General features: G+C 70.9%; 14 protein-coding genes and 1 pseudogene. 3 read left to right on the top strand and 12 right to left on the bottom strand.

Annotated features, from left to right (window positions below; translation table 11 throughout):
- The 11 genes and pseudogenes from ACFYW9_RS40675 to uvrC form a co-directional block, all read right to left on the bottom strand.
- Positions 1 to 308, bottom strand: a pseudogene (locus ACFYW9_RS40675) (glucose-6-phosphate isomerase); the annotation flags it as partial.
- 570 nt (positions 309 to 878) lie between these two features.
- Entirely contained in the window at positions 879 to 1166 is a 288-nt protein-coding gene (locus ACFYW9_RS40670; protein WP_004002138.1) for an RNA polymerase-binding protein RbpA, read from the bottom strand.
- 282 nt (positions 1167 to 1448) lie between these two features.
- Positions 1449 to 1679, bottom strand: a complete 231-nt coding sequence (secG, locus tag ACFYW9_RS40665; protein WP_351873059.1) for a preprotein translocase subunit SecG — start codon at positions 1677 to 1679, stop codon at positions 1449 to 1451.
- Between the two features lie 104 nt (positions 1680 to 1783).
- Positions 1784 to 2560: a triose-phosphate isomerase gene (gene tpiA, locus ACFYW9_RS40660; protein WP_389160126.1), complete on the bottom strand. Its 777-nt coding sequence runs from the start codon at positions 2558 to 2560 to the stop codon at positions 1784 to 1786.
- 5 nt (positions 2561 to 2565) lie between these two features.
- Positions 2566 to 3777 carry a phosphoglycerate kinase gene (locus ACFYW9_RS40655; protein WP_389160124.1) on the bottom strand — a complete coding sequence of 404 codons (1212 nt, stop codon included), beginning with the start codon at positions 3775 to 3777 and terminating at the stop codon, positions 2566 to 2568.
- A 142-nt stretch (positions 3778 to 3919) separates the two neighbouring features.
- Positions 3920 to 4930 carry a type I glyceraldehyde-3-phosphate dehydrogenase gene (gene gap / locus ACFYW9_RS40650; RefSeq protein WP_328668454.1) on the bottom strand — a complete coding sequence of 337 codons (1011 nt, stop codon included), beginning with the start codon at positions 4928 to 4930 and terminating at the stop codon, positions 3920 to 3922.
- A gap of 189 nt (positions 4931 to 5119) precedes the next feature.
- Positions 5120 to 8077: a M14 family zinc carboxypeptidase gene (locus tag ACFYW9_RS40645; protein ID WP_389160122.1), complete on the bottom strand. Its 2958-nt coding sequence runs from the start codon at positions 8075 to 8077 to the stop codon at positions 5120 to 5122.
- 414 nt (positions 8078 to 8491) lie between these two features.
- Complete coding sequence (gene whiA / locus ACFYW9_RS40640) at positions 8492 to 9481, bottom strand: DNA-binding protein WhiA (protein ID WP_328453718.1); 990 nt, start codon at positions 9479 to 9481, stop codon at positions 8492 to 8494.
- Positions 9472 to 10542 (bottom strand): uridine diphosphate-N-acetylglucosamine-binding protein YvcK, encoded by a 1071-nt coding sequence (gene yvcK / locus ACFYW9_RS40635; protein ID WP_389160120.1) that lies wholly within the window; start codon positions 10540 to 10542, stop codon positions 9472 to 9474. Before yvcK ends, whiA begins: the two co-directional genes overlap by 10 nt.
- The gene (gene rapZ, locus ACFYW9_RS40630; protein WP_351872926.1) at positions 10539 to 11558 is read right to left on the bottom strand and encodes an RNase adapter RapZ; all 1020 of its coding nucleotides are present in this window, start codon (positions 11556 to 11558) and stop codon (positions 10539 to 10541) included. Before rapZ ends, yvcK begins: the two co-directional genes overlap by 4 nt.
- Positions 11555 to 13654 carry an excinuclease ABC subunit UvrC gene (uvrC, locus tag ACFYW9_RS40625; protein WP_389160117.1) on the bottom strand — a complete coding sequence of 700 codons (2100 nt, stop codon included), beginning with the start codon at positions 13652 to 13654 and terminating at the stop codon, positions 11555 to 11557. Before uvrC ends, rapZ begins: the two co-directional genes overlap by 4 nt.
- Before the next feature lie 438 nt (positions 13655 to 14092).
- Between uvrC and ACFYW9_RS40620 the strand changes: the two genes are divergently transcribed.
- Positions 14093 to 15040: a hypothetical protein gene (locus tag ACFYW9_RS40620; RefSeq protein ID WP_351872931.1), complete on the top strand. Its 948-nt coding sequence runs from the start codon at positions 14093 to 14095 to the stop codon at positions 15038 to 15040.
- 47 nt (positions 15041 to 15087) lie between these two features.
- Here the strand turns inward: ACFYW9_RS40620 and ACFYW9_RS40615 are convergent, their stop codons facing one another.
- Positions 15088 to 15516 carry a Rieske (2Fe-2S) protein gene (locus ACFYW9_RS40615; protein WP_389160115.1) on the bottom strand — a complete coding sequence of 143 codons (429 nt, stop codon included), beginning with the start codon at positions 15514 to 15516 and terminating at the stop codon, positions 15088 to 15090.
- A gap of 330 nt (positions 15517 to 15846) precedes the next feature.
- Here ACFYW9_RS40615 and ACFYW9_RS40610 point away from each other — a divergent pair, with 330 nt between their 5' ends.
- Both ACFYW9_RS40610 and ACFYW9_RS40605 read left to right on the top strand, forming a co-directional pair.
- On the top strand, positions 15847 to 16920 hold the full coding sequence (locus ACFYW9_RS40610; protein WP_389160113.1) for a LacI family DNA-binding transcriptional regulator: 1074 nt from the start codon (positions 15847 to 15849) through the stop codon (positions 16918 to 16920).
- Positions 16917 to 17828 carry a carbohydrate kinase gene (locus ACFYW9_RS40605; protein ID WP_389160111.1) on the top strand — a complete coding sequence of 304 codons (912 nt, stop codon included), beginning with the start codon at positions 16917 to 16919 and terminating at the stop codon, positions 17826 to 17828. Before ACFYW9_RS40610 ends, ACFYW9_RS40605 begins: the two co-directional genes overlap by 4 nt.
- The last annotated feature ends 271 nt before the right edge of the window (positions 17829 to 18099 follow it).

The following is an 18099-nucleotide window of genomic DNA, read 5'->3' as shown; positions in this document are numbered from 1 at the left end:
AGCGCGGTGTGCAGCACCGCCCGGTCCTCGGTCGTGTTGATCCTCTCGCCCCGGAACATCGCGTCCCGCAGCCCGAACACGTCCGTGGCGACGGCCAGCTCACGCAGCAGTCGGAGCGTCTCGTCGGTGACCAGCTGCTTGGAGTAGTCGACGTGCAGATCGCCGACCTGGAGCGAGTAGCCGGAGCCGCGTCCGGGGTCGGCCGCGAACAGGTCGCGCAGATGGGTGCCGGCGAGCTCCTCGCGGTGCTTGGCCAGAGCGGTCCACTCGGGTGTCTGGTTGAGCCTGGTACGGCTTCCTGCGTTCATCTCGGACTTCCGCCTTCTTTCCTGCCTGTGCTGCTGCGTACCTTGCCCCGCTGCCGGTCCCAACCTAATTGATCAGGGCTGGACACGAGCTGTCGTAGTGCGTCCACCGGCTCAACAACAGATACGTCCCGTCGGCCCCCAGGTGTCAGCGGGATGACGGCGAGAGGGATGCGGGGGGGGCGGGGCGGCAGGGAACGCCGGGCCGACACACCCTGCTGGATTTCCGGCCCGCACTGCTGCATCGGCGTGACCCGGCCACCGCTCCACCCGTCACGGCAGGGCGCTGCACTGCACTGCGCTGCACTGCGCTGCACTGCGCTGCGCTGCACTCAGAGCGCTGCACCGGGACACGGCGGATCGCCACGGTACGAGGACGCGGGCGCGGTACGAGGGACGTGACGCGCGGCGGACGAGCCGGCCCCGCGCGGCGGGCGTCCTGATGGTGCGACAGGGCCGTGGTGCGGGCATCCGGGCACGGCGGACCCGGTGACGGGCCGGAACGCGGCCGCGAAGTCACCGTGAAACGGTTCCGGCCAGACATCCATGGGACGCCCGGCCGGCTCTCAACTCCTAGATCTCGCCCCGCAGTTTGGCGAGCGCCTCGGCAAGGATCGCCTCGCCGTCCGCGTCGCTGCGCCGCTCCCGCACGTACGCGAGATGCGTCTTGTAGGGCTCGGTGCGCGGCGGATCCGGCGGGTTGTCCCGGTCCTGTCCGGCGGGGAAGCCGCAGCGCGGACAGTCCCAGGTGTCGGGAACCTGCGCGTCGCTGGCGAAGCTGGGCTGCGTCTCGTGCCCGTTGGAGCACCAGAAGGAGATGCGCAGCCGCGGCGCGGACTCGCCGCGCTCGGCCTCGCCCATCGGCCCCGCCCCGACCCGGCTTCCTCGGATCGCGTTGCCACTTGCCACGGTGTAACTCCCTGCGTGATGGTGCCGCGAAGCGAGTCGGCGTTTCGCTTCGTTGCGAGCGCCTCAGTCTACGTAAGGCCCAACGCACGTCCAGTGATTGGAGTTACATCCCCACCCCTAGACGCAAGCCCCATGATAGGCGGCGCTTGGAGGCGCGTACCGGACATGGGGCCTTACGTACGGAATGTGCTTGCGTGATGTGCAGTTGTGCTGTTCTGCCGATGCGGCCGTCGATCAGTTGTTGATCTTCATCAGGACGCCGAGCACGACAATGCACGCGAACCAGAGCAGACCGACCATCAGGGTGATGCGGTCGAGGTTGCGCTCGGCGACCGAGGAGCCGCCGACGGACGACTGCATGCCGCCACCGAACATGTCGGACAGGCCGCCGCCCTTTCCCTTGTGCATCAGCACCAGCAGCATCAGCAGCAGGCTGAAGACGATCAGGGCGATCGAGAACCCCAAAACCACGGCTGGACCAACTTCCTCGGAACTGGATGGACGACGGGGGCCCGGTGCAACGGCACCAGACCCCCGCAAGGGTACGACGAATCGCCGCTACCGCATACTTACTGGTCGCGGAACCGGACGATCTTGACGAACTCGTCGGCGTCCAGCGACGCGCCGCCGACCAGAGCGCCGTCGATGTCGGGCTTCGCCATGATCTCGGCGACGTTGCCGGACTTCACCGAGCCGCCGTACTGGATGCGGACCTTGTCGGCCAGCTCCTGGGAGTACAGCTCGGCGAGCTTGGCGCGGATCGCGGCGCAGACCTCCTGCGCGTCGTCGGCGCCGCAGACCTTGCCGGTGCCGATGGCCCAGACGGGCTCGTACGCGATCACGACGGACTCGGCCTGCTCGGCGGGGAGGTCCTTCAGACCGCCCTCGACCTGGGCGAGGGTGTGGGAGACGTGGTTGCCCGCCTCGCGGACGTCCAGTTCCTCGCCCACGCACAGGATCGGGGTCAGGCCGTGCTTGTAGGCGGCCTTGACCTTGGCGTTCACGATCTCGTCGGTCTCGTCGTGGTACTGGCGGCGCTCGGAGTGGCCGACGGCCACGTACGTGCACTTGAGCTTGGCCAGCATCGAACCGGAGATCTCCCCGGTGTAGGCGCCGGAGTCCTGCGCGGAGATGTCCTGGGCCCCGTACTTGATCTTGAGCTTGTCGCCGTCGACCAGGGTCTGCACGGAGCGCAGGTCGGTGAAGGGCGGCAGGACGGCGACCTCGCAGGCGTCGTAGTCCTTGTCGGCCAGGGCGAAGGCGAGCTTCTGGACGTGCGCGATGGCCTCGAGGTGGTTGAGGTTCATCTTCCAGTTGCCCGCCATCAGCGGCGTGCGCGTGCTCATCTAGGTCAGTCCTCCAGTGCGGCGAGGCCGGGGAGCGTCTTGCCCTCGAGGTATTCGAGGGAGGCGCCGCCACCGGTCGAGATGTGGCCGAATGCGTTCTCGTCGAAACCGAGGGTGCGCACCGCGGCGGCGGAGTCTCCGCCGCCGACGACGCTGAAGCCCTCGGAGTCGACCAGGGCCTGGGCGACCGCCTTGGTGCCCTCGGCGTAGTCGGGGTGTTCGAAGACGCCCATGGGACCGTTCCAGAACACGGTCTCGGCGTCGGCGAGCTTGGCTGCGTAGAGGGCACCGGTCTTCGGGCCGATGTCCAGGCCGAGCTGCCCCTCCGGCATCTTGTCCGCGTCGACGGCGGAGTGCTCGGTGGGCGCCTTGGCCTTCAGGTCCGGGAATCCGGGGGAGACCACGACGTCGACCGGGAGCACCAGCTCGACGCCCAGCTTCTCGGCGCGCTCCATGTACTCGGTGACGGCCGGGATCTGGTCCTCCTGCAGCAGGGAGGTGCCGACCTCGTAGCCCTTGGCCTTGAGGAAGGTGAAGGCCATGCCGCCGCCGATCAGGATGCGGTCGGCCTTGCCGAGCAGCTGGTCGATGACGGCGAGCTTGTCGGAGACCTTGGAGCCGCCGAGCGCGACGACGTAGGGCCGCTTGACGTCCTCGGTGAGCTTCTTCAGGACGCCGACCTCGGTGGCGATGAGGTAGCCGGCGTAGTGCGGCAGCCGGGCCGGGAGGTCGTACACGGAGGCGTGCTTACGGTGCACCGCGCCGAAGCCGTCGCCCACGTAGACGTCGGCCAGGGCGGCGAGCCGGTCGGCGAACTCGCCGCGCTCGGCGTCGTCCTTGGACGTCTCGCCCGCGTTGAAGCGGAGGTTCTCGATGACCGCCACCTGGCCGGGCTCCAGGCCGTCCACCGCTTCGTGGGCGGCGGGGCCGACCGTGTCCTGCGCGAACGCCACGGGCGCGCCGAGCAGTTCACCGAGTCGCTCGGCGGGCTGGAGGAGGGAGAACGCCGGGTCCGGGGCACCCTTGGGGCGGCCCAGGTGCGAGGCGACGATGACCTTGGCGCCCGCGTCGGCCAGCGCCTTGACGGTGGGCAGGACGGCGCGGATGCGGCCGTCGTCGGTGATGAGGCCGTTCGCCAGCGGCACGTTGAGGTCGGCGCGGACGAATACCCGCTTGCCGGCCACTCCTTCGGCGAGAAGCTCGTCGATCGTCTTCATGAAAGGGACTCCTGGGGAAGGCTCTTCAGATCCGCGAGAGGTGACCGATCCGGGCGATCGGTCACTACGTGGCGCAGGGCCCGGACAGCGCGGCGTCGCGCTTCCCGAGCCCTGGCTCACATCGAGGTGCCTGCTCTGGAGACTAGAGCTGGCCGCCGACGAAGACCGTGAGGTCGACGAGGCGGTTGGAGTAGCCCCACTCGTTGTCGTACCAGCCGAGGATCTTCACCGTGTTGCCCTCCTGGACCATGGTCAGGGAGGAGTCGAAGGTGCAGGAGGCCGGGTCGCTGACGATGTCCGAGGAGACGATCGGGTCCTCGGTGTACGCCAGGAAGCCCTTGAGGTCGCCGTCCTCGGAGGCCTTCTTGAACGCGGCGTTGACCTCGTCCTTGGTGACCTCGCGCTGGAGCGTCACGACCAGGTCGGTGGCCGAGCCGGTCGGGACCGGGACGCGCATGGCGATGCCGTCCAGCTTGCCCTTGAGCTGCGGGAGGACCAGGGCGGTGGCCTTCGCGGCACCGGTCGTGGTCGGGATGATGTTCTCGGCGGCGGCGCGGGCGCGACGCAGGTCCGAGTGCGGGAAGTCCAGGATGCGCTGGTCGTTCGTGTACGCGTGAACCGTCGTCATCAGCCCCTTGACGATGCCGAAGTTCTCGTCGAGAACCTTGGCCATCGGCGCCACACAGTTGGTGGTGCAGGAGGCGTTGGAGATGATGTTGTGGTTCGCCGGGTCGTACTGGTCCTGGTTGACACCCATCACGATGGTGATGTCCTCGTCCTTGGCCGGAGCCGAGATGAGGACCTTCTTGGCGCCGCCGGCGATGTGCTTCTCGGCGTCGGCCTTCTTCGTGAAGATGCCGGTCGACTCGATGACGATGTCGACGCCCAGCTCGCCCCACGGGATGTCCGCGGGGTTGCGCTCGGACAGGACCTTGATCGTGTGACCGTCGACGGTGATCGTGTCGGCGGTGTGCGACACCTCGGCCTTGAGACGGCCCAGGATGGTGTCGTACTTGAGCAGGTGGGCGGTGGTCGCGGTGTCACCCAGGTCGTTGACAGCCACGATCTCGATGTCAGCACCCTGCTCCAGCAGCGCGCGGAAGTAGTTACGACCGATGCGGCCAAAGCCGTTGATGCCTACGCGGATCGTCACGAACCGATCTCCTCGTTAGGTACGCCGACTCAGTGTCGGCGAGTTGTATGGGATGTCCCCGACCGCCTCCGACCCTACCTCTCTGAAGGCCCCGGAGTGACATCGAGTAGGGCCATACACGGCAGGGTGATCCGTACCCGTCAGTAGGGTACGGATCACCCGTGTCGATCATGCGATTGTCACGGACTGTCAGCTCTCCAGCGCCGAGAGCGCCTTGCCGATGAGGGCCGCGCGGTCGGCCGCGGCGACGATGTGCTCCAGGCCGAAGCCCAGCAGCACCGTGTCGTCCGTGGTGACCGCTCCGTACGTCCTGAAGAGTTCACCTGTACGCGCCCAGTCCCGCAGGACGGCCGGGCTGCCCGCGGGCGGACCCGCGACGCTCCAGGGACCGAGGGACGCCTCGAAGCCCTCCGTGTCCACGGCGTTGCCGCCGATCACGAGGGAGGTGTTGTCGACGAGGAGACCGTGGCCGCCCGAGCCCGGGTCGGTGATGTAGCTGACCGACACCTCGATGGACCTGCCCGCGTACGCGCTCAGGTCGAAGGCGACCGGCTGCCAGCCGCTGGACGCGCCGGTGAGGCTGTTCCACTGCCCGCTGGATCCCGTGGCGGTGCAGCCCGCCGCGCTCACGGTCAGGTAGCGCTTGATCCAGGGGTGTACCCGGGCGAAGAAGCCGGCCTCGCACTCGGTCGGGACGGCGGCCGAGGTGGCACCGCCCGCCTCGGGGAGCGTGGTCCAGTCGTCGGCCCCGGTCGTGTGGACCTCGACGACCGCGTGGTCGTAGCCGGGCTCGGTGTCCCAGAGCATCCGGGAGCTCAGCGTCGGCTTGTCGGCGGCGGCGACCCCGGTGAGGTCGATGGTGCGGGTCAGACGCTTGTAGGCGTTGTCGGTGTGCACCGCGGCGGCCATGTAGGAGCCCTCGTACGGCCCGTACGGGTTGACCGTCCCGCCGAAGAGGCCCGCTCCCGCGGCGGAGGCGAACTGCGGGTACTGCGCCGCGGAGAGCGAGTCCGAGGTGACGCCGTAGGTGCCCGCCGCGTTCAGCGGGTTGCCGGGCGCGTCGCCGAGCGTTCCGGTGGTGCCGTCGAGCTCGCCGGAGCCGGTGAAGCCCTTGGCGCCGGGTGTGGACGTGCGCGAGTAGGCGCCCAGGTAGTACTGGCCGAAGTCGTTCGAGAGGGTGCCGCCGCCGAGGTCGACGCTGCCGCCGGCGAGCTCGCCCGCCTCGACCAGCTTGCCGCCCTCGTTGAGGTGGGCGCGGAGCTGGAGCTGGGTGGCGTTGCCGGGCCGCAGGGCGCCGGTGTAGTGGACGACGGTCCCGAAGTGGCCGAGGACGCCGAGCGCGTCCGGGGCGCCCTGGGTGGCGACGTCCCAGACCAGGGCCTTCTTTCCGGCGGCCTTCAGCGCGTCGACGTAGGTCCCCGCCTGGGTGGCGGCCGCGCCCTCCTCGGCGACCACGAGCACGTCGGCCCGCGGCCGCTCGGCCACGGTGTAGGTGAAGCGGGTGCTGGAGGTGGGCTTCCCGCTCCGGGTCTCGCCGGTGAACCAGACCTCGACCTTGTCGCCGGGTGCGCCGTCCTCGATCCTGGCGCGGTACTCGTCGAAGTAGAGGTTGTCCCTGCCGCCGTAGGTCTCGCCGCCCCGCCAGGGCCTGAGCCTCGCCTCGTGCGTACGGCCGCCGTCGACGCGGTACTTGAGCTCCTTGTCGCGTACGGACTTGCGGACGACGACGGAGACTTCCTGGTCGGCGCCGCGGGAGTACGACGTCGTGAAGGCGGCCGGGGTGAAGTCGGGCGCGTCGAGGCCCACCGAGGAGGACGGCCGGTCGGGGTGGGCCGCGGTCTCGGCGACGGAGAGCGCGAACGGGACGTTCTTCTCGAACTCCTGCTCGATCAGCTTCTCGTCGTCCGGGAAGGTGAAGACCGAGGCGCAGTCGGCCGCGTTCCAGGCGTCGTCCGGGTAGAGGTCGGAGACGGTCTGGCAGGTCGACATCTCGGGGGTGAACATCGCCGTGCCGTTGACGTTGCCCGCGTGGCCGTCGGCCTCGCCGTTGGTGGTGTAGAGCTCCGAGGAGACCTGCGGGTGGTAGCCCGGGATCGCGGAGTTCTCGGGGGTTCCGGCGAGCGACCTGTAGAGCACGTCGTCCGGCGTCGGCGTCGCCACCTGCCAGCCCACTCCGTAGAGCAGCAGTTCGGCGGCGGAGTGGTAATTGATCCCGTACGTGAAGCCGACGCGCTTCTCGAAGGTGTCGAGCGCCTTGGTCTCGGGCTCGGACCCGGGACTCGCGCCGCGGTAGGTCTCGCTGGTGGGGTTGGGTGACGAACCCTCGTCGTCGTAGCCCCACTTGTAGGCGAAGTTGCGGTTGAGGTCGACGCCGTCACCGGTGGCGATGACGCCGTCGCCGTTCACGTCCCGCAGGTTCTTGCGCCACTGGCGGGTGTCGGCGTCCTTGAAGGTGTAGTCGTAGCCGTCGGGGTTGGCCGACAGGACGAACCACAGTTCGGTGGAGTCGACGATCTTCTTGACGCGCTTGTCCGTGGAGTAGTTGTCCAGGTAGTAGTGCATCAGCCGCCGCGTCATCTCGGGCGTGATCCACTCGCGCGCGTGCTGGTTGGACATGTAGAGCACCGACGGCCTGGAGCCGTCCTTGGTCTTCCGCGCGCCCTTGGTCAGTTTGACCGCGAGGATGTCCTGGCCGTTCAGGGTCTTGCCGATGGAGACGACCTTGGTCAGGCCGGGGTTGGCCTGACCCGTCCGGAGGATCTCCTCCTGGAGGTTGCCCTTCCCGCTGTACGGGCGGAACACCCCCTGGGCGGCGTCCGCGACCCGGTTCTCCGCCTTGGCGGAGAGCGTGTGCTCGGTGAGGTCGACGCCCTGCTTCTCCAGCTTCCCGGCCTGCTCGTCGGTGACGTAGACCTCGACCGTGCTCCTGCCGTTCTTCCAGGTCGTGTCACCGAGCTCGTGACTGTCCTGGCCGGCCGCGAGCAGCAGGGGTACCTGCTGCTTTGTGACCTCCGCGCGGAACACCTTCACGGCGTTCGCGTCGGGCTCGGGTGAACTGCCGTCCTGTGCCCGGGCGACCGGCGCCACGGCCGCACCGCCCAGCAGGAGCGCGCCGGTAGCGAGGATCGCGCTCGCTCTTCGTCTCATGAGTCCCCCTTGCACTGGTCCGCCACAGCAGCGAACGGATGCCAGGCTCATGACACTTCATGGTCAAGTCAAGGGCGCCTCGCGGGACGACGAAGCCGGTGCCGATCTCCCAAGTGGGCTTCGGCACCGGCACAGTGAGCTTCCGTCAGACGATCCGGCCGTTCTTTCACGCGGCCCCCGCGGGTGCGGGAACCGCGTGCACCGTTCACGCGGAGCCCGCGGGTGCGGGAATCGCGCGCTTCTTTCGCGCGGCCCCCGCGGGTCCGGGAACGGCGTGCTTCCTTCGCGCCACCCCCGCCGCTCCGGGGGCCCCGCGCGTCCGTCGCGCCCCCGGTCCCGGGAATCGCGCGGTTTCGCACCGCCCGCGCGTGTCGGGACTCGCTCATGTCTCTCACGCCGCCCGGCGGATCCCGGTCAGCCCGCGAGGTTGTCCGCCATCTCCTCGGACAGACTCGACTCCGTCCCGGGGATCCCGAGGTCCTGCGCCCGCTTGTCGGCCATCGCCAGCAGCCGGCGGATACGGCCCGCGACGGCGTCCTTGGTCAGCGGCGGGTCGGCGAGCGCGCCCAGCTCCTCCAGGGAGGCCTGCTTGTGCTCCATGCGCAGCCGTCCGGCGGCGGCCAGGTGCTCCGGCACCTCGTCCGCGAGGATCTCCAGGGCACGCTGGACGCGGGCACCGGCGGCGACGGCGGCACGCGCCGAGCGGCGCAGGTTGGCGTCGTCGAAGTTGGCGAGCCGGTTCGCCGTGGCGCGGACCTCACGGCGCATCCGCCGCTCCTCCCAGGCCAGCACCGACTCGTGCGCGCCGAGGCGGGTCAGCAGCGCGCCGATCGCGTCGCCGTCGCGGACGACCACCCGGTCCACACCGCGCACCTCGCGGGCCTTCGCCGCGATCGACAGCCTGCGGGCGGCGCCGACCAGCGCGAGCGCGGCCTCCGGCCCCGGGCAGGTCACCTCGAGGGACGAGGAACGGCCGGGCTCGGTGAGCGAGCCGTGGGCCAGGAAGGCCCCGCGCCAGGCCGCCTCGGCATCGCAGGTGGCCCCCGAGACCACCTGCGGCGGCAGTCCGCGGATCGGGCGTCCGCGCCCGTCCACGAGCCCTGTCTGACGGGCCAGCTGGTCACCGCCCGCGACGACACGCACCACGTAGCGCGAACCGCGGCGCAGTCCGCCGGGCGCCATCACGATCAGTTCGGAACTGTGGCCGAAGATCTCCAGGATGTCCCGCTTCAGCCGGCGCGCCGCCATCGCGGTGTCCAGCTCCGCCTCGATCACGATCCGGCCGCTCACCAGGTGAAGGCCGCCGGCGAACCGCAGGACGGCGGAGACCTCCGCCTTCCTGCAGCAGGTCCGGGTGACGGGAAGCCGGGAGATCTCATCCTTCACCGCTGCCGTCATCGCCATGGGCCGATCCTTCCATGCATCCGAAAAATACGGTCGTACGCGGCGGCCAACAGCTCCGGATCGTGCCGCGGAGATCCGTCTGTCCTGGCCACCGGCGCCAGCTCGACCGCGGCACCGAACCGCTGGGCGGCGTCGGCGAGAGATTCGCGGTCGGGCACGGCGGCCTCGTCGGCCAGCACCACGTCCAGGGCGAGTTTAGGGGCGTGTCGCCCCAAAACCTCCAAATGACGCTGCGGGGAGAAGCCTTCGGTTTCTCCGGGCTGCGGTGCGAGGTTCAGGGAGAGTACCCGGCGCGCCCGGGTCTGGCTCAGCGCGTCCAGGAGCTCGGGCACCAGAAGATGCGGAATGACCGACGAGAACCAGGAGCCGGGGCCGAGCACCACCCAGTCCGCGTCGAGGACCGCGGCCACGGCCTCGGGCACGGCCGGCGGATCGTGCGGTACGACGTGCACGGACTGGACCTCGCCGGGGGTGAGCGCCACGTTCGCCTGGCCCCGGATGGTGCCGATCTCGTCGGGCCGGTCGGGGTCGTGTGCCTTGACCAGCGCCTGGAGCTCCAGGGGCACGGCGGACATGGGCAGCACCCGGCCGTGCGCGCCGAGCAGCTTGCCGACCAGGTCGAGTGCCTGGACATGGTCGCCGAGCTGCTCCCACAGCGCGACGATCAGCAGATTGCCGACCGCGTGTTCGTGCAGTTCGCCCTTGGACTGGAAGCGGTGCTGGATGACGCGGGCCCAGGTCTGGCCCCAGTCGTCGTCGCCGCAGAGCGCCGCCAGCGCCTTGCGCAGGTCGCCGGGCGGCAGGACGCCCAGCTCGTCGCGCAGCCGCCCGCTGGAGCCGCCGTCGTCGGCCACGGTGACGACGGCGGTGAGGTCGCCGGTGATCCGGCGCAGCGCGGCGAGCGAGGCGGACAGCCCCATGCCGCCGCCGAGGGCGACGACCTTGGGCTGCGTACCGCGGCGGCGCGGCTTGGCACCGCGCGCCGCGGCCGGCCGGCCGGCTCGGTTCCCGGGAGTCTCCCGGCGCAGCCGGCTCAGCCGCAGGGAAGTACGTCCGGTCACTCGCGCCCCATGTCCCGGTGCACGAGCACGGTCTCCACGCCCTGGGAGGCGAGGCGGGCGGCGAGCTTCTCCGCGGTCGCCACCGAGCGGTGCTTGCCGCCGGTGCAGCCGACCGCGATGGTCACATAGCGCTTGCCCTCGCGCCGGTAACCGGCGGCGATGAGCTGGAGCAGCTCGGAGTAGCGGTCGAGGAACTCCTTGGCGCCGGGCTGGTTGAAGACGTACGCCGAGACCTCTTCGTTCAGGCCGGTGAAGGGGCGCAGCTCGGGGACCCAGTGCGGGTTGGGCAGGAAGCGCATGTCCACGACCAGGTCGGCGTCGACCGGCAGGCCGTACTTGAAGCCGAAGGACATGACGGTGGCCCGCAGCTCGGGCTCCTCGTCGCCCGCGAACTGGGCGTCCATCTTGGCGCGCAGCTCGTGCACGTTCAGGCTGGAGGTGTCGATGACCAGGTCGGCGTCACCGCGCAGCTCACGCAGCAGCTCGCGCTCGGCGTCGATCCCGTCCACGATCCGGCCGTCGCCCTGGAGGGGGTGCGGCCGGCGCACCGACTCGAAGCGGCGCACCAGGGCCTCGTCGGAGGACTCCAGGAAGACGATCCGCCGGGTGACGTTGCGGGACTCCAGGTCGGCGAGGGACTCGCGGAGGTTGTCGAAGAACCGCCGGCCGCGTACGTCGACGACGACGGCGATCCGTGCCACGTTGCCCTGGGAGCGGGCGCCGAGCTCCACCATGGTGGGGATCAGGGCGGGCGGCAGGTTGTCGACGACGAACCAGCCGAGGTCCTCCAGACACTTGGCGGCCGTGGACCGGCCTGCTCCGGACATGCCGGAGATGATCACCAGCTCGGGAATGACGGCGTCCGAGACTCCCGCCCCGGCTGTCTCGATGCCCGTACCCACCTGTGCTCCGTCTTCCTGGGGCGCTTCACGCTCCGCGTGATCCTCGCCTGTCTCGCCGTGTGCTTCCCGGCCCTGCGCCGGACGTTCCTCTTCACGCGCGTCGTTCTCGGTCATGTCTCCTGCCCCCGTCGCTCGTCCGAGGCGCCCGCGGTCACGGGCTCCTCCGCGGGGCCCGCCGTCGTCTCGGGCGCCGCGTCTTCGTCGTCTTCCATGATCTCTCCGGTGGCCGTGTTCACGGCCGGTGCCGCGGGAGCGGCCTGGGCGAGGGCCACGGCGATGGTCTCCGCCGTCTTGCGCCCCACGCCGGGGACCTCGCAGATCTGGTCGATCGTCGCGGACCGGAGCCTCTTCACGGAGCCGAAGTGCTTGATCAGTGCCTGCTTGCGGGACTCGCCCAGGCCCGGCACGTCGTCCAGAGGGCCCGACCTGAAGCGTTTGGCCCGCTTGGCGCGCTGGTAGGTGATCGCGAAGCGGTGGGCCTCGTCCCGGACCCGCTGGAGCAGATACAGTCCCTCGCTGCTGCGCGGCAGGACCACGGGGTCGTCCTCGCCGGGCAGCCACACCTCCTCCAGGCGCTTGGCGAGCCCGCAGACGGCGATGTCGTCGATGCCGAGTTCGTCGAGGGCCCGCTGGGCGGCGGCGACCTGCGGCCGGCCACCGTCGACGACGACGAGCTGCGGGGGGTAGGCGAAGCGCTTGGGCCGGCCGTCGTCCTCCGGGAAGGTGCTCCCGGAGAGGGGATTCTCACCGGCCGGCGGCTCCGGGGCTCCCGCTGCGGCGTCCTCGCCGTCCGTCCACTCCCCCGTCTTCTCCTTCTCGACGAGGTAGCGCCTGAAGCGGCGGGTGATCACCTCGTGCATGGAGCGGACGTCGTCCTGGCCGGCGAAGCCCTTGATCTGGAAGCGCCGGTACTCGCTCTTGCGCTGGAGCCCGTCCTCGAAGACGACCATCGAGGCCACCACGTCGTCGCCCTGGAGGTGCGAGATGTCGTAGCACTCGATCCGCAGCGGCGCGCTGTCCAGGCCGAGCGCCTCGGAGATCTCCTCCAGGGCACGCGAGCGCGTGGTCAGGTCGGAGGCACGCCGGGTCTTGTGCAGGGCGAGCGCCTGGAGCGCGTTGCGCTGCACGGTCTCCATGAGCGCCTTCTTGTCACCGCGCTGCGGTATGCGGAGCGACACGTTCGATCCGCGGCGGGCGGTGAGCCATTCCTGAACGGGTTCCACCGGTTCGGGCAGCGCCGGGACGAGCACCTCCTTGGGGACGGAGTCGCCCGTCTCCTCGCCGTAGAGCTGCTGGAGCGCGTGCTCGACGAGGTCACCCGTGGTGACGGCCTCCACCTTGTCCGTGACCCAGCCGCGCTGTCCGCGCACGCGTCCGCCGCGTACGTGGAAGATCTGGACCGCGGCTTCCAGCTCGTCCTCGGCGACGGCCATGAGGTCGGCGTCGGTCGCGTCCGCGAGGACGACCGCGCTCTTCTCCATGGCCTTCTTCAGGGCGTCGATGTCGTCGCGCAGCCGGGCCGCCCGCTCGTACTCCATCTCCTCGGCGGCCTGCATCATCTGCTGTTCCTGCCGGCGGATGTACGTCCCCGTACGGCCCGCCATGAAGTCGCAGAACTCCTCGGCCAGCCCGCGGTGCTCCTCGGGCGAGACCCGGTCGACGCAGGGGGCGGAGCACTTGCCGATGTAACCGAGGAGACAGGGCCGGCCGGTGCGGGAGGCGTTCTTGAAGACACCGGCGGAGCAGGTGCGGACCGGGAAGACGCGCAGCAGCAGGTCGACGGTGTCGCGGATGGCCCACGCGTGCCCGTAGGGACCGAAGTAGCGCACGCCCTTCTTCTTGTGGCCGCGCATCACCTGCACGCGCGGGAACTCCTCGTTCATCGTCACGGCGAGGTAGGGGTAGCTCTTGTCGTCGCGGTACTTGACGTTGAACCGGGGGTCGTACTCCTTGATCCAGGAGTACTCCAGCTGGAGGGCCTCGACCTCCGTGGACACGACCGTCCACTCCACCGACGCGGCCGTGGTGACCATCGTGCGGGTGCGCGGGTGGAGATTCGCCAGGTCCTGGAAGTAGCTCGCCAGGCGCTGACGCAGGCTCTTCGCCTTTCCGACGTAGATCACCCGGCGGTGCTCGTCGCGGAATTTGTACACCCCGGGAGAGTCCGGGATCTGTCCCGGCTTGGGGCGGTAGCTGGAGGGGTCGGCCATGTCACACACCCTACTGGCGCGGGCCGACAGCGCGGCCGGCTCCCTGTACGCCTGTGGAAAACCTGGCGGAGCCGGCCGCGGCGCCGGCGCGGGCCCCGCGGGACGCTCAGGACGAGCGTGGCGAGGGCTCCCGCGACGATCGCCCCCGTGCTCTCCGCGCGGCACCCGGGATGCGCCGTTTCCGGCCACCGGGGTCGCGTCGCGCCGGGCTCCCGGTGAGGGCCGGAAAGGGACGGAGCGCGTCCGGGGGGCTGCGGTGAGCCATGTTGAGCATCAGGTGTTGTCGGGACTTGGTCAACACGCTTCAATGCGGGGGAACTCGGGGCGTGAACGGCGAAACCCACGCGTGTACAGCCCCCGCGCGCCCGCCGGGCGGCGCCGATGAACCGCTCCCACGGTCTGACCAGCCGTGGTGAACATCCACAGAAAGGCCCCTGCATGCGGACCCGCACACAGCACGCGGACGTCGCCACGACGGAACTGGAAACGGCCCTGCGGGGCGGCCCCTTCCACGTCGCACTGCGCGCGGCGATCACCGCCCGCGGGCTGCCGCTGCAGCGCGTGCAGCACCATCTGTCGCGATACGGCGTCAGAGTCGGGGTGACGAGCCTGAGCTACTGGCAGCAGGGCGCCCGCCGTCCCCAGCGCCCCGAGTCGCTGCGGGCGGTCCGCGCCCTGGAGGAGATACTCCAGCTTCCCGACGAGTCCCTGATCAGGCTGCTGGCCGAGGCCGAGGAGCGCTCGGAGCCGGAACGTCCCACGGGGCGTTCCTACCGTTCCCTCGTGGAGGCCTCCGGTGTCCTGGAACGGCTGCTGACCGAACTGGAGTCCCCGCTCGACGGCGGTCTGCACACGCTCGGCCATCACGAGCGGGTGCGCATAGGCGCCCGTCGCGAACTGCTGGGCCGCGAGTCGCACCACATAGTGCGCGCCCACAAGGACGGCGTGGACCGCTATGTGGCCATCCATCACGGCGACCCCGGATGCGCACCGGAGCGGACGACGGTCCGGGCCCTGGAGAACTGCCGCACGGGCCGGGTGCGCTGGCACCGCGACACCGGCGTGCTCGTCGCCGAACTGCTCTTCGACACCCGACTGCGGGCGGGCGAGACGTTCCTCTTCCGCTACGCCTTCGAGGACGGCACGGCCGGGACGTCCAGCGAGTACGTCCGGGGCTTCGGTTTCGCGGGCGGACAGTACGCGCTCCAGGTGCACTTCACCGAGAACGCGCTGCCGGTGCGCTGTCACCGCTTCACCCAGCACTCGGCCGCCGCGCCCCGCAGCGGCCGGCAGGAACTGCCGCTGAGCGGTCACCACCGCTCGGTGCACCTGGTCGAGCCGCGCGTGCGGTCCGGGATCGTCGGGATCGGCTGGGACTGGGAGTGACCGCCCGCCCGGGTGCGGACCGGCCGGGCCGGTGACCGCACCCGGGATCAGGCGCCCGGCCCCGCGACGATGTTCCCGTTCTCCTCCTCGACGGACAGCTCGTGGAGCGGCACGGTGGCCGGTGCCCGCAGCACCTTGCCGGTCCCGGCGTCGAACTCGCTGCCGTGACACGGGCACACGAGGGTCGTGCCCTGCAGCTTGTTGATGGCGCACCCCGCGTGGGTGCAGATCGAACTGAACGCCTTGAGCGAACCGTCCTCGGCCCGGCTGACCACGACGTTGTGGTCCTCGTAGAGCTGAGCACCCCCCTTGGAGACCTCGCCCCCCGAGCCGAGGACGACGGGAGCGGTCGGCGTGGCGGGGGTCCCGCCTCCACCGCCGCCGCCGGAGCACGCGGCGAGGCCGAGCCCGGCGACCGGGGTGAGCGCCGCTCCCCGCAGGACGGTACGACGGCTCGCGGACGGACGGCCGGACATGGCATCTCCACTGGTCAGGGCGTCGGCGGACACTCCGCCGACGGCGACGGGGCTGAACACGGCAAGGAGACCGCGTACCGACCGTACCGGCACAGATCGTCCCGCTCGTCGCGGGGTGGGTCCGTGCGGCTCCGGACGTAAACGCTTGCGCAAACGTATGCGTAAGCGTTTACGCGAGTGAGCCGGATGAGATACGTTCACCCGCGAGCGACCGGGTCCGTCCGGGGAGCGGCGTCAAGGTTCGGTTCGCGGACCGGCGTCCAGGTTCCGTCCGCCGGCCGGCACCGGGTCTCCTCCACGGTCGGCGACCGGGACCCGGGAAGGAGCGGCATGGCGACGATGGCCGATGTGGCCCGGCGGGCGGGCGTGTCCATCGCGACCGTCTCGCACGTCCTCAACCGCACGCGCCCGGTGCTGCCCGTGACACGCCAGGCCGTTCTCGACGCGATCGACGAGCTGGGCTACACGCCCAACACCCTCGCCCGTTCGCTCGTCACCTCCCGTACGCGGTCCATCGGCCTCGCGGTGTCGGCGATCAGCAACCCCTACTTCACGGAGATCCTCCAGGGCGTCGAGGCCGGGGCCCTGGAGCACGGCTACGGCCTGCTGATCGCCGATCCGCACGACGACCCCGGGCACGAGCGCAAAGCCGTCCGGCTGCTGCACGAACGTCGCGTGGACGGAATGATCATCGCGCCGTCTGCGGCTCCCGACGCGCTCCTGCGCTACCTCGGGCAACACGACGTACCCACCGTCTTCCTGGACCGGCTCGTGGACGCCGCCGCCGGAAGCGGCTTCCACTACGACCAGGTCTGCTCCGAGAACACCGCGCCCATGGCGAGCCTGGTGACCCACCTGGCCGAGCGAGGGCACCGGCGTATCGGGCTGGTCGCGGGCCTGCCCGGACTCAGCACCACGGCGGAACGGATCACCGGCTACCGGCACGGCCTCGCGCGGGCCGGGCTCCCCTACGACGAACGGCTCGTGGCGCACGGCGACTCCCGGACGGAGGCGGCCGAGGAGGCCACCCACCGGCTGTTGTCGCTCGGGGCGCCGCCGGGCGCGCTCGTCACCGCCGACAACGCCATGACGGTCGGTGCGCTCCGGGCCCTGCGCGACCGGGGTCTGTCCGTGCCCGGGGACCTGGCGCTGTGCTGCTTCGACGACTTCTCCTGGGCGGATCTGTTCACACCACGGCTCACCGTGATCGCCCAGCCGAGCAAGGAGATCGGAGCCACGGCCGTCCGGCTGCTCCTGGAACGGCTGGCGTCCCCGCACCTGGAGCGCCGCACCGTCCGGCTTCCCTCCGCCTTCGTCCACCGCACCTCGTGCGGCTGCCCCGAAGGCGTCTCACACACCGGGAGTCCCGGGACCGGGATACCGAGGAAAGGACCCGAGTCGTGATCGTCGTCGCCGGTGAGGCTCTGATCGATCTGGTGCCGCAGGACTCCGGCGCCCTGGCGGAACTGCTGCCTCGCCTGGGCGGCGGCCCTTACAACACGGCGGTGGCGCTCGGCCGTCTCGGCTCGGCCACCGCCTTCTGCTCCCGCGTCTCCCGCGACGCGTTCGGCGAGGCCCTCCTCGACGGACTCGTGGACGCCGGCGTCGACGTGTCGTCCGTACAGCGTGGGGGTGAACCGACGACGCTGGCCGTCGCCACGATCGGGGCGGACGGCTCGGCCGCCTACTCCTTCTACGTCGAGGGCACGGCGGACCGTCTCTTCACCGCCCCGGGCCGACTCCCCGTCGGGGCAAGGGCGGTGTCCTTCGGGACCTGTTCACTCGTCCTGGAACCGGGCGCGAGCGCGTACGAGGAGCTGATGCGGACCGCCGCAGCGCAGGGCGTCTTCACGGCCCTCGACCCGAACATCCGCGCCGGTCTGATCCCCGACCCGGACGCCTACCGGGCCCGGTTCAAGAGCTGGCTGCCGTCGGTGTCGCTGCTCAAGCTGTCCGAGGAGGACGCCCGGTGGCTCGGCGGCACCCCGCGCGAGTGGCTGGCCGCCGGTCTCTCGGCGGTGGTGATCACCCAGGGCGGTGACGGTCTGACCGCGTTCACCCGGGACGGCGCGGTGCATTCCGTGCCCGGCGAACCGGTGGACGTGGTGGACACCATCGGCGCCGGTGACACCGTGAACGCGGCACTGCTGCACGGCCTTTCCGTCCGGGACGCCCTGTCCCCGACCGCGCTGGCGGAGCTGGGCCCCCGGGGCTGGACCGGGCTTCTGCGCTTCGCGGCCCGCGCGGCGGCCGTCACCTGCTCCCGCGCCGGAGCCGAACCGCCGTACGCCCGCGAACTCGGCGACCTGTAGGGACACCGGACCGCCGTCCCCTCGGTCCTCGACCGCGTGCGGTCGTGTTCTCGACGGACGGGGGCCCCCCGGGGGGTGGCGGGGGGGGGCGGCCGGGGCGGCCAGGGCGGGGGGGGGGGGGGGGGGGGGGGGGGGGGGGGGGGGGGGTGGGGGGGCGGGGGGGGGGGGGGGGGGGGGTGGCCGGCGACGGCCCCGCGGGGTCGGTGCTCGGCGGGCCCGTCGTCTCGTCCGCGTCCGGGCGCCGGGGGCCCGACATCCGGGGTTCCCGGTC

Source organism: Streptomyces sp. NPDC002698, from assembly GCF_042888945.1.
Lineage (GTDB): Bacteria > Actinomycetota > Actinomycetes > Streptomycetales > Streptomycetaceae > Streptomyces.
The sequence above is the reverse complement of the archived record's forward strand: the minus strand, read 5'-3'. Positions and strand labels throughout refer to the sequence as shown.